The sequence below is a fragment of the Dolichospermum sp. LEGE 00246 genome, assembly GCF_015207865.1.
GTDB lineage: Bacteria > Cyanobacteriota > Cyanobacteriia > Cyanobacteriales > Nostocaceae > Dolichospermum > Dolichospermum heterosporum.
Window position 1 is genome coordinate 1 of sequence record NZ_JADEWA010000702.1, and the last position, 1725, is coordinate 1725.

Below are 1725 nucleotides of genomic sequence, written 5' to 3' on the forward strand. Positions count from 1 at the left end.
CCCTACTTCCCCTACTTCCCCTACTCCCCCTACTTCCCCTACCTCCCTACCTCCCTACCTCCTGAACTCCTGAACTCCTGACTCCTGACTCCTGACTCCTCTAAAAAAAATGCTCTTACATTTAAGCACTTGGCCGGAAGTTGAAACCTATCTACAACAATCTCAAGGAATTATTTTACCCATTGGTTCAACAGAACAACATGGACCAACAGGATTAATTGGGACTGATGCAATTTGTGCAGAATCCATATCTAAAGGTGTTGGTGAAGCAACTGAAGCAATGGTAGCACCAACAATTAATGTAGGCATGGCATTACATCATACAGCCTTTCCTGGCACAATTAGTTTACGTCCTAGCACTTTAATTTTAGTAATAAAAGATTATTTGACTTGTTTAGTAAAAGCTGGTTTTACCAAGTTCTATTTTATTAATGGACATGGGGGAAATATCGCCACTCTCAAAGCTGCTTTTTCCGAAACTTACGCTCATTTAGAAGATTTACAAATTCCCAATTCTGCAAAAGTGCAATGTCAAATTGGTAATTGGTTTATGGGTGGTTCTGTGTACAAACTTGCCAAAGAACTATATGGTAATCAAGAAGGTTCTCACGCTACCCCTAGCGAAGTAGCTGTTACCCAATATATTTATCCAGAAGCAATTAAAAAAGCTTTTCTTGCTCCAGAAGTTGCTAGTGGACATAAAATTTATAGTGCTGTTGATTTTCGTTCCCGTTATCCAGATGGTCGTATGGGTTCAAATCCAGATTTAGCAACACCAGAACACGGTAAGCAATTTTATAATTTGTCTGTAGAAGAACTGAGTAAAGGATATTTGGAATTTGTGAAGGGGGAATAAATGAAAGTCGCTATCTAATAACTTCCTCAAAAGTAGCTATAACCAATTCTATTCTTCTCGAAGATGTCATAATTAAACTGTTAAACACTTTAGACAAGAAAAGGAGTAAAAGATATGGATGAAGAATTACAAGATAGCGATGTCATTGAGAAAGATGAAGATACTGCTGAAGAAGACAGAGATGATTACGGAGGTTTATATCCTTATCATCCAAATGCAGCAGACATTGACATTCGAGAAGAACCACAAACAATTTTCGAGTTAATGAGAAAATATGATAATGGTAAACTGATTATTGATCCTGATTTTCAACGTAATCTAGTTTGGAAACCAGAACAAAAAAGTAAATTTATTGAATCAGTTATTCTTAACTTTCCCTTACCTCCTTGGTATGTTAATCAAACAGTAGAAGGTAAATATATTATTGTAGATGGTTTACAACGAACATCAACTTTACATGAGTTTGTTAATGATGAATTTAAATTAAAAGGTTTAGAAGCTTTAACTGATTTGAATGGATATAATTTTTCAGGACTCAAAAAACTCCCCAGTGACTATCAAACTAGAATAGAAGATAAGAAACTTAATATATACTTGATCAGACCTTCTGTACCAGCTAAGGTTGTTTATGATATTTTTAATAGAATCAATACTGGTGGTACAAAACTTGAACGTCAAGAAGTTAGAAATTGTATATTTTCGGGAAAATCAACTCAACTTCTCAAAGAATTATCAGAAACAGACTATTTCAAAAAAGCTATTGATTATGGAATATCTGCTACAAGAATGAAAGATAGAGAAGTTATTTTGCGCTATTTAGCGTTTAGAATTTTTGATTATGAAAAAGAATATCAGAATGATTTAAGTGA

The 1725-nt window shown here is 34.5% G+C and carries 2 protein-coding genes; both read left to right on the top strand.

From position 1 onward, the window contains the following. Positions 1–109: 109 nt before the first annotated feature. Positions 110–856 carry a creatininase family protein gene (locus tag IQ228_RS25740; RefSeq protein WP_193964964.1) on the top strand — a complete coding sequence of 249 codons (747 nt, stop codon included), beginning with the start codon at positions 110–112 and terminating at the stop codon, positions 854–856. 114 nt (positions 857–970) lie between these two features. Further along, a partial coding sequence (locus IQ228_RS25745; protein WP_193964966.1) for a DUF262 domain-containing protein occupies positions 971–1725 on the top strand: 755 nt, incomplete at its 3' end.